At 62.1% G+C, this 9,020-nt stretch carries 7 protein-coding genes (1 of these 7 only partly in view); 5 read left to right on the plus strand and 2 right to left on the minus strand.

Annotated features, from left to right (window positions below; translation table 11 throughout):
- Position 1 precedes the first annotated feature (1 nt).
- The 4 genes from clpB (at position 2) to LG281_RS14180 (ending at position 5,743) form a co-directional block, all read left to right on the plus strand.
- Positions 2–2,620 (plus strand): ATP-dependent chaperone ClpB, encoded by a 2,619-nt coding sequence (gene clpB, locus LG281_RS14165; RefSeq protein WP_404401786.1) that lies wholly within the window; start codon positions 2–4, stop codon positions 2,618–2,620.
- A 432-nt stretch (positions 2,621–3,052) separates the two neighbouring features.
- Entirely contained in the window at positions 3,053–4,006 is a 954-nt protein-coding gene (locus LG281_RS14170) for an IS5 family transposase (protein WP_404400976.1), read from the plus strand.
- Positions 4,007–4,335: 329 nt separating this feature from the next.
- Positions 4,336–5,421 (plus strand): transporter substrate-binding domain-containing protein, encoded by a 1,086-nt coding sequence (locus LG281_RS14175; protein WP_404401788.1) that lies wholly within the window; start codon positions 4,336–4,338, stop codon positions 5,419–5,421.
- Positions 5,422–5,542: 121 nt separating this feature from the next.
- Positions 5,543–5,743, plus strand: a complete 201-nt coding sequence (locus LG281_RS14180) for a DUF378 domain-containing protein (RefSeq protein WP_404401790.1) — start codon at positions 5,543–5,545, stop codon at positions 5,741–5,743.
- Positions 5,744–5,833: 90 nt separating this feature from the next.
- On the opposite strand, the gene LG281_RS14185 is transcribed toward LG281_RS14180, so the two are convergent.
- Positions 5,834–6,469, minus strand: coding sequence for a chloramphenicol phosphotransferase CPT family protein (locus LG281_RS14185; protein ID WP_404401792.1), 636 nt, complete (start codon positions 6,467–6,469; stop codon positions 5,834–5,836).
- Between the two features lie 514 nt (positions 6,470–6,983).
- Here LG281_RS14185 and LG281_RS14190 point away from each other — a divergent pair.
- A complete protein-coding gene (locus LG281_RS14190) occupies positions 6,984–7,334 on the plus strand; it encodes a VOC family protein (RefSeq protein WP_404401794.1) in 351 nt (116 codons plus the stop codon).
- On the opposite strand, the gene LG281_RS14195 is transcribed toward LG281_RS14190, so the two are convergent.
- A protein-coding gene (locus LG281_RS14195) for a M23 family metallopeptidase (protein WP_404401796.1) crosses the window boundary here: on the minus strand, positions 7,331–9,020 show its 3' portion. Its footprint extends 266 nt past the window's final position; only the last 1,690 of its 1,956 coding nucleotides appear in the window; the start codon falls outside the window, past its right edge; it ends in the stop codon at positions 7,331–7,333. The genes LG281_RS14190 and LG281_RS14195 overlap by 4 nt on opposite strands.

Here is a 9,020-nt window from a genome sequence, read left to right on the forward strand (position 1 = left end):
GATGAACATTGAAAAATACACCGAGCGCACGCGCGGCTTCATCCAGAGTGCACAGCAATTGGCGCTCGGCCGCGGCCATCAGCAATTCGTGCCGCTCCATATCCTTAAAGTCCTCGTTGATGATCCCGAAGGCATGTCCACGGGGTTGATCGAGCGCGCCGGCGGCAATGCGCAGGCCGTGCGCGCGGGCGTCGAAGAGGGGCTCAAAAAGATCCCTTCGGTCTCCGGCGACAATGGTCAGATCTATCTTTCCCGTGAAGCCGCGCGCATTCTCGAAACCGCCGAAAGCGCCGCGGACAAGGCTGGCGACAGTTTCGTCACCGTCGAGCGGCTACTGCTTGCCATGGTGATCGAAAAGGATACCGATGCAGGCAAGATCCTCGCCTCCGCTGGGGTCACCGCAAACGGGCTCAACGACGCCATTAACGCAATCCGCAAAGGTCGTACCGCCGATTCCGCGAGCGCGGAAAACACCTATGACGCGCTCAAGAAATATGCCCGCGATCTCACCGGCGAAGCCCGCGATGGCAAGCTCGATCCCGTCATCGGCCGCGACGAGGAAATCCGCCGCGCCATCCAGGTGCTTTCACGCCGCACCAAGAACAACCCCGTGCTCATCGGCGAGCCCGGCGTTGGTAAAACCGCAATCGCCGAGGGCCTGGCGCTGCGCATCGTCAATGGCGATGTGCCCGAATCGCTCAAGAACAAGCAGCTCCTCGCCCTCGACCTCGGCGCGATGATCGCCGGCGCGAAATATCGCGGCGAGTTCGAAGAACGGCTCAAATCCGTCCTTTCGGAAATCACTGCCGCCAACGGCCAGATCATCCTCTTCATCGACGAGATGCACACACTGGTGGGGGCCGGCAAGGCCGACGGCGCGATGGACGCTTCGAACTTGCTCAAGCCCGCCTTGGCGCGCGGCGAACTCCACTGCGTGGGCGCAACGACGCTCGACGAGTATAAAAAGCATGTCGAAAAGGACGCCGCGCTCGCCCGCCGCTTCCAGCCGGTCTATGTTGACGAACCTACGGTCGAGGACACGATTTCGATCCTGCGCGGATTGAAGGAGAAATACGAACTCCACCACGGCGTCCGCATTTCCGATTCCGCGCTCGTTTCCGCGGCGACGCTTTCCAACCGCTACATCACCGACCGCTTCCTGCCCGACAAGGCCATCGACCTGATGGACGAGGCCTCGGCGCGGCTGCGTATGGCGGTGGATTCCAAGCCTGAAGCGCTTGATGAGCTTGACCGGCGCATCATTCAGCTCAAGATCGAGCGCGAGGCGCTCAAGAAGGAAGAGGACGACGCGTCCAAATCCCGTCTTGCCAAGCTCGAATCCGAATTGGCGGGTCTTGAAGAAGAATCCGATGCGATGACCCATCGCTGGCTGGCCGAGAAGGAACGGTTGGCAGGTGGCACAAAACTGAAGGAGCAGCTCGACCAGGCGCGCACCGAACTCGAGCTCGCCCAGCGCAAGGGCGATCTCGGGCGTGCGGGCGAGCTGGCCTATGGCGTCATTCCGGACCTCGAAAAGCGCATCGCGGAGGCCGAAGCCGCAGAAAGTGACCGTACGGGCACCGAAATGGTCGAGGAGGTCGTTACCCCCAACCATATCGCCCAGGTCGTTTCGCGCTGGACCGGCGTTCCTGTCGACAAGATGCTCGAGGGCGAGCGCGACAAGCTTTTGCGCATGGAAGAAGCGCTTGGCAAGCGCGTCATCGGCCAGCAAGAGGCCGTCGAAGCGGTGTCCCGCGCGGTTCGGCGCTCGCGCGCCGGGCTGCAGGATCCCAACCGCCCCATCGGTTCGTTCATGTTCCTCGGCCCCACCGGCGTGGGCAAGACCGAGCTCACAAAGGCGCTCGCGCAATTTCTGTTCGATGACGAGACGGCGATGGTCCGGCTCGACATGTCGGAATTCATGGAAAAGCACGCTGTCGCCCGCATGATCGGCGCGCCTCCGGGCTATGTCGGCTATGAGGAAGGCGGGGTTCTGACCGAAGCGGTCCGCCGTCGGCCCTACCAGGTGATCCTCCTCGACGAGATCGAGAAGGCCCACCCGGACGTCTTCAACGTCCTCCTCCAGGTGCTCGACGACGGTCGGCTGACCGACGGGCAGGGCCATACGGTCGACTTCCGCAACACGGTCGTCATCATGACCTCGAACCTGGGCGCCGAATTTCTCGCCGCCCAGCCCGAGGGCGAGCCTGTCGAACTGGTGCGCGGCAAGGTTCTGGACGCCGTCAAGCTGGCCTTCCGGCCGGAGTTCCTGAACCGCGTTGACGAAATCCTCCTGTTCCACCGTCTCGAGCGTGGCCAGATGGGTGCGATCGTCGATATCCAGCTTGGCCGCCTGCAAAAGCTCCTCGACGCCCGGGACATCACCATCGAGGTGACCCCCGCGGCCCGCGAGTGGCTGGCGAATGAAGGCTACGATTCGGCCTACGGCGCCCGGCCTTTGAAGCGCGTCATCCAGCGGTCTGTGCAGGACGCGCTGGCTGAGAAGATGCTGGCGGGCGAGGTGGCTGATGGCTCAGCCGTGCAGGTGGATGCCGGCGAGGAGGGGCTGGTGATTTTACCGGTTGTCACAGGTGAGCCTGTGGACGCTGCGGCGGAATAAACTAAACAAAAGGGTCCCTCTTTTGTGGGACCCTTTTTTGTCGCCGCGCGTGGCGGATGTGCGTCCGCGTTCAAGACGCTCGTATGGGAACGGCATCCTCACGGCACTGCCAACACGTGAGGCCTGCTCTGGCGTTTCCACCTCCCCTCGCTGCAGCAATTCCAACTGGGCGGGGCTTGGCCCCAATTTGGTTTGAGACTACAGGGCTTATCCTAGGCACAGCTTCCCTTCTCCCCTTGAGGGAGAAGGTGGGCCTCGCGCAGCGAGGGTCGGATGAGGGGTGCCTGCGGCATCTCGAACCCCACCAAAGGCCGAGCTTTGCTGCAACGCACTCCTCATCCGACCGCTTCGCGGCCACCTTCTCCCTCAAGGGGCCTGTTGCACAATTTGCGAATTGTGATTCACTGCTTGTATCTGATTTGGGAGATCGTCATGGCGGTGAAGCGGACAGGTCAGCTTGGGTTTGCGGACGGGGTCGTCGGCGCGACGGCCGGGTCGACGGCGCTGGATCGGCTTTCGGGGCTGGTGAAGTGGTACCGGTTCGAGAAGTTTTTGGCGCCCTTGCGCGACAGCGGACCGGGCCGGGCGGCCTGGCCGCCGCTGGTGTTGTTCAAGGCGCTAATCCTGCAATCGCTCTATGGGCTTTCCGACCGGGAACTGGAGGAGGCGCTTTGCGACCGGCTGTCGTTCCGGCGCTTCTGTGGCCTATCGCTGGAGGAAGGCGTTCCCGACCACACGGTGCTGTGCCGTTTCCGCAACGAACTGTCCGCCGGCGGGCATGTGGAGCGGCTTTTCGGAGAACTCGACCGGCAGTTGGAGAAGGCCGGGCTGATCCTGAAGCGCGGCACGATGCTGGATGCGACGCTGATCGCGTCCGCCTCGGCGCGGCCAGGCGACGGGCGCCCGGCCGTCGACGCGGATGCCCGCTTCGCCAAGCGCCAGGGCAAGGGCGGCTCGGTCTACGGCTACAAGGCCCATGTGGGCGTCGACGAGGGCTCCGGCCTGGTGCGCGCAGTGATCACCACACCGGCCAATGTCAACGACACCACGCCGGCCGACCGGCTGATCCGCGGCGACGAGAAGGCGGTATGGGCGGATGCGGCCTACCACACCCATGCCCGCGAAGCAGCGCTCAAGGCACGTGGCGTCAAGGCACGGCTGGCGAGACGGCCCAACAAGCACCATCCCAAACTGTCACCAAGGCTGAAGCGCTTCAACCGCCTCGTCGCAAGACGCCGGGCGGCGGTGGAAACAACTTTTGCCACATGGAAGAACCGCATGCGCTTGACCCGCATTCGCTATCGCGGTCTCGCCAAGGCAACCGCCCAGGTGCTCCTCGCCGCCATCGCCTTCAACATGCGACGTTGGGCGGCGATCACGCCATAGCTGCGTCCGCCATCCGGCAAAACCGCAACAAAACAGCCGAAACCGCCCAATCAGGCAAACCGAAAACCGCCTCCGTCGCCGTTGCGCCTGCCGCATCAACCTTCCCGTAAACTGCGCAACAGGCCCTCAAGGGGAGAAGGGAAATCGTGCGCGTGGCATGGGTTGGTGCCTCAAACGGAGATGTGTGAATCCGGTAGGATCAAGTCGGTGGCAGCGAGCGGAGGTGGAGAGGCTGGCTTCAAACGATTGCCCCGTTCGTCGAACCCCCTGACGTTGCACGTGGCGCGATCATCGGGCTACGATCTTGGCTCAGCCAGGGGGGCTCGGTTATGCCACGATCGATTATCCAGCAAATTTCCGCCTGTGTTGCCATGGCATGCGCCGCCATGCTGTTCGCAGCGCCCACGTCCGCCCAAGACACGCTCACCGTCGGCGTATACGAAAGCCCACCTTTCGTCATGGTTGAGGAGGACGGCTATATGGGCATGGCTGTCAATCTCTGGGAGACCGTCGCCGAGGAGCTTGGCTACGCATACGAATACCAGGCGTTCGATACCGTCGGCGGGCTTGTCGAGGCGGCGGAGGAGGGGCAGGTAGATGTTGCTGTCACCAATCTCACGATCACGGAAAACCGCGCGCACCGGATCGATTTCACGCAACCCTGGTACGATGCGGGGTTGCGGCTCATGGTCGGCACCGACCAGGGTACGGGCTTCTGGGGTATCGTTAACGGCCTTAATGACGCGGGCTATCTCACGGCCTATGCCTGGATTGTGCTCGTGATCGTCGTTGCGACCATCGGGTTCACGCTTTTCGACCGGTACTTCGACCAGGATTTCCCTCGCCGTTGGCGCGATGGGTTCGCCGAAAGCTTTTACACGGTCATGTCCATTGCCACCTCGGGAAAGGCGCCATCGCGCAAGAACCTCTTTGGCTGGGTGGGGCGCATCTGGCAAGCACTCTGGTTGGTGACGGGTATTGCCGTTCTGGCATATGTCACCTCGTCGGTTACGAGCGTCATGACAACGCTGCAGCTTACCGGGCGGATCAACAGTATCGCCGATCTGCCCGGCCATATGGTGGGGGTCGCCGCAGGCAGTACGGCCGAGGATTTTGTCGACACTTCCATCATCTCCGCAACGACATTCAACGGCACCATCGATTCGGTCGATGCGCTTGTTTCCGGTCGGATCGACGCGGTGATCGGCGATACGCCGGTGCTCGAATATTACGCGCATTCGCACCCGGAGCTGCCCGTGAAGGTGGTTGGTCCCATCTTTCGGCCTGAAAAATATGGCTTCGGTATGCCACTCAACAGCGCGCTGCGGCGCCCCGTGTCGGCGGAGATCGTCGGCGCGCTCGAAAGCGGGTTTGTTGGCGAATTGCGTGCGGATTACTTCGGGGACCGGCACTGACTGGCGAGGCGTGGAGGCGCCGGCTCGGTTATTCTGCGTTGCTCTGCGCCATGATCGTCTCGACGGGACACTGCACAGGGCGTAGAATTGGCGGGCCGGGCAACGTTAGCGAGGTGGCAAAATGCGACCGACGACGGCCCTGGACTGGACGGCCTTCGCTCTTGTGATCATAGGTGCTTTGGCCTGGGGCTTTTTCGCGTTCGACATCAACATACTCGACATCGTGCTCGAGGCGATCTGGGATCCACTGGACAATATCGTTTTTGCGTTGATCGCATTGGCGGGCCTTTATCTTCTGGTTCGGGCCTTCGCTCGATCTTAGCCCGGATTTCTCACACTGTCGCCACTTTGAACCAGCGCAGGGCGTAACCAGTGCGGGAAGTTCGGGCCAGGTCCCGGTGGCTCTTCGATCCTACCGTCCGATCCGGTCAAAGACACCTGTCCTCGTCGGCCGGTTCCGAATGTATTGCGCGATCGCGAGAGCGCATGCTTCGGCGCTTGCTTCCCCTGTATCCACTTGAAGATCATATTCTCCATGCGCATGCACGGCCTCCTGCCACCGTGCAACCGGCGCGGGCACCGGCTCTTCCTTCGTCCCAGTGAGATATCGCCCCTCGCGTCCTGCCTGCCCCGCGTTACGCCGATCCATGATCGTTCCGATTGGGCACTTCACCCCCACGAACAGCACGGGCAATCCCTCAAGCCGTTTTGCGCAATCGGCCAGTATCCCGAGCGGTTGGGAATACGCATCGTGATGCCCGAGATCGGCGACCACGTTGAGCCCCAACCGGCTATGCGCGGCAATCGATTCATAGAGCGCCGCATAAAGGACCGAAATCAGCGGTTCGAGGTCAGGCCGTTCGCCGCCGGGACGTAGTCCGATACCGGGACGGCATTTTTCCGGGATGACCCCGGCCCAGGCATCGACGCCGAGATTCATCCAGACACCATCAAAGCTCTTCTGAATGACCCGGGCGATCGATGACTTGCCCGACCGTGGCGCGCCGTTAAGAATGATGATCTGGCCGGGCGTGGCGCGAGGCTGCATCGTAGTGCTCCCTTAAGCTATTGTTTGGATTGGCGCTTTGACCGCCGATTCGTAAACTTATCCCCGCCCCCGAAACGTCAAGTATGATGCTTTCCACGGACCCGCTTTTGATGGGCGCAGGCGCAACGAACGTTTGGGCGGGACCGGTCCGGGTCCGATGGGAGTCGTCCCAGCGGAGGCCCAAACGTCACCGTGGCCAGCCACAGCGATCCTGTGGTCACCGGGGAAACCTGGCGGGGATTGGCCCCAGCCCGAGCGGACGCCAAGCCAAAAATCCCGGGCGTATGCGGCGAGGCTCGTCTCGCACTTTAATAATCAGTATGAGGCGCGTCTCGCCGCATACCGTCCACATTTGCAAACCCCGAAGCCCGAGGGCTGTCGGACATCTCATCACGTCTCATTTTAGGTCCTCGCTGGAATTGCAAAACGCGGCGAGAGCGGCATAGCGGTCGGCTTGTCGAATCGGTACATATGAGGTAGAACAAAAACGGAACATACAAGGTGAGATTGCATCATGCCTGCCAAGCTCGACATCAACTACGTTGAATTCTCCAGTAGCGACATTGGCGCAAGCCAGGCTTTCTTCAAAGCGGCGTTCGGCTGGAGCTTTACCGACTACGGACCCAGCTATCAGGCGATCGATAACGCGGGGCTAGACGGGGGCATCGCGCAGGCCGATGGCGACGCTGTTTCCCCGCTCGTCATTCTTTATGCAGACGATCTCGACGCTGCCGAGGCGGCTGTAACGGCGGCTGGCGGAGAGATAACCAAGCCGCAATTTGACTTCCCCGGCGGACGACGGTTCCATTTCCGCGAGCCGGGCGGCAATCAGCTTGCGGTCTGGAGCGCGGCAAAGGCGGGTTAGTTTGTTGCGGCGATGGTGATGTCGGGCGATGCGTCGCGGGCGACGAGTGACCGGATCTGGGCCACGGTGTTGTCGAACGCCGGTTGATATTGCTGCGGCAGCGCATTGGCACGGGGCAGTTTCACGGCGAGCGGATCGACTGTGTTGCCGTTGATCTTGATCTCATAGTGCAGATGCGGGCCGGTCGAAACGCCGGTCGAGCCAACATAGCCGATCACCTGACCCTGGGTCACTGCCGTTCCGGGGGTGATGCCATCGGCGATCGCCGACATGTGGGCGTAGGCGGTGGCATAACCGTTGGCGTGGCGGATTTCGACATAGCGGCCATAGCCCGAGAACCACTGCGCGCGCTCGACGATGCCGTCGCCGCCTGCATAGATCGGCGTGCCGGTACGCGCCGCCAGGTCGACGCCCGAGTGCAGGCGGTAGTCACCGTAAACGGGGTGCCGGCGGTAGCCATAGCGCGAACGCAACGTGCCTCCCCCTTCGAGCGGCCGGCGCACGAGAAACTGTTTCCCGGTCTCGCCGTCCGAATTGTAAAAATCGACAACCCCGTCATCGGTGCGGAACCGGAAGAGCTCACGTACGGTATTGCCCAGCTTCAGGCTCACATAGAGCAATTCCTGGTTCTCGCTGTCGGCGGTTCCCAAAAGCAGGATGGTGATCGTATCGCCGGGTTGGACGCGGCGTGTAAGGTCGACATCGTAGGCGAACATCGCCGCGATGCGGTCGATCGTGGTATCGTCAAGGTCGTGCTTGCGGCCTGTCTCCCAGATCGAGCGGTAAATCGTGGGCAGGTTGGCGACGTTGACCTCTTCGGTATCCTCCTCGGGGAAGGTGATAGCCGGCGGCTCGATCCCCAGCACATATTGCCCGCTGTCGGTCAGCGCTACGGTCACCCGGTGCGTGGTGTCATTATATATGCTCATGCGGTAGGGGATGAGTGTGTCGCTGCCGCGCTGGGGACCGAATAAAATGCGCAATCGCATCCCGGCCGAGAGCACCGGATCGGGAAAGACGTTGCGCATGGCGCGGGTTACCGCGGCTACCATGGGTTGCGTAAAACCGTTGCGGACAAGTTCATCGGTGAGCGGGGTTTGCTCATGGATGGTGACGATGCGTTCGGTTCGGGTTTGGTTGACCGTTTGGCCCGGCAGGCTCTTGGGCATCACCGTTACGTTCTCGGCCACGCTTGCGGAAATCTCCTCGGGTCCGGACATATCCAGTTCGCGCAGGGCCCCCACGCCGCCCGCCGCGGCGTAGCTCATGAGTGCGGTTTCATCAGCCGTATATGCTCCTTCGACGCTGAGGCGCACGAACTGAGCGGCGAGGGCATCGTTGATGGCACGGTTGGGTACAGCCGTTAGCGGCAGCGATGCGGTGCGCACGGTCACCTCGCCTTCGACGTCGGCACCATAAATGTCGGTATTGACCAGATCGGCTGTATCCGCCCGCATCGGTTCGTTGCGTGCGAGCAGGGCGATGGGGTCATATGCCGGAATGTCGGCGGACAGTGCCGTGGCTGCGGTAGCAAGCGTCGCTTCGATACGGGTAAAGGGTTGGCTGCGGATACGAGCCACCCCGTCGACGGTTTCCCGGATGCTCGCCTCGATGACCTGGCGGTCCGATACAGTTTCGGTGACAGGCTTGAGCCGGCGCGTTTTCGCCACCAGCGATGTGGGATCG

This window comes from Pelagibacterium halotolerans, from assembly GCF_044811015.1.
In the GTDB taxonomy this organism is placed as follows: Bacteria; Pseudomonadota; Alphaproteobacteria; order Rhizobiales; family Devosiaceae; genus Pelagibacterium; species Pelagibacterium halotolerans_A.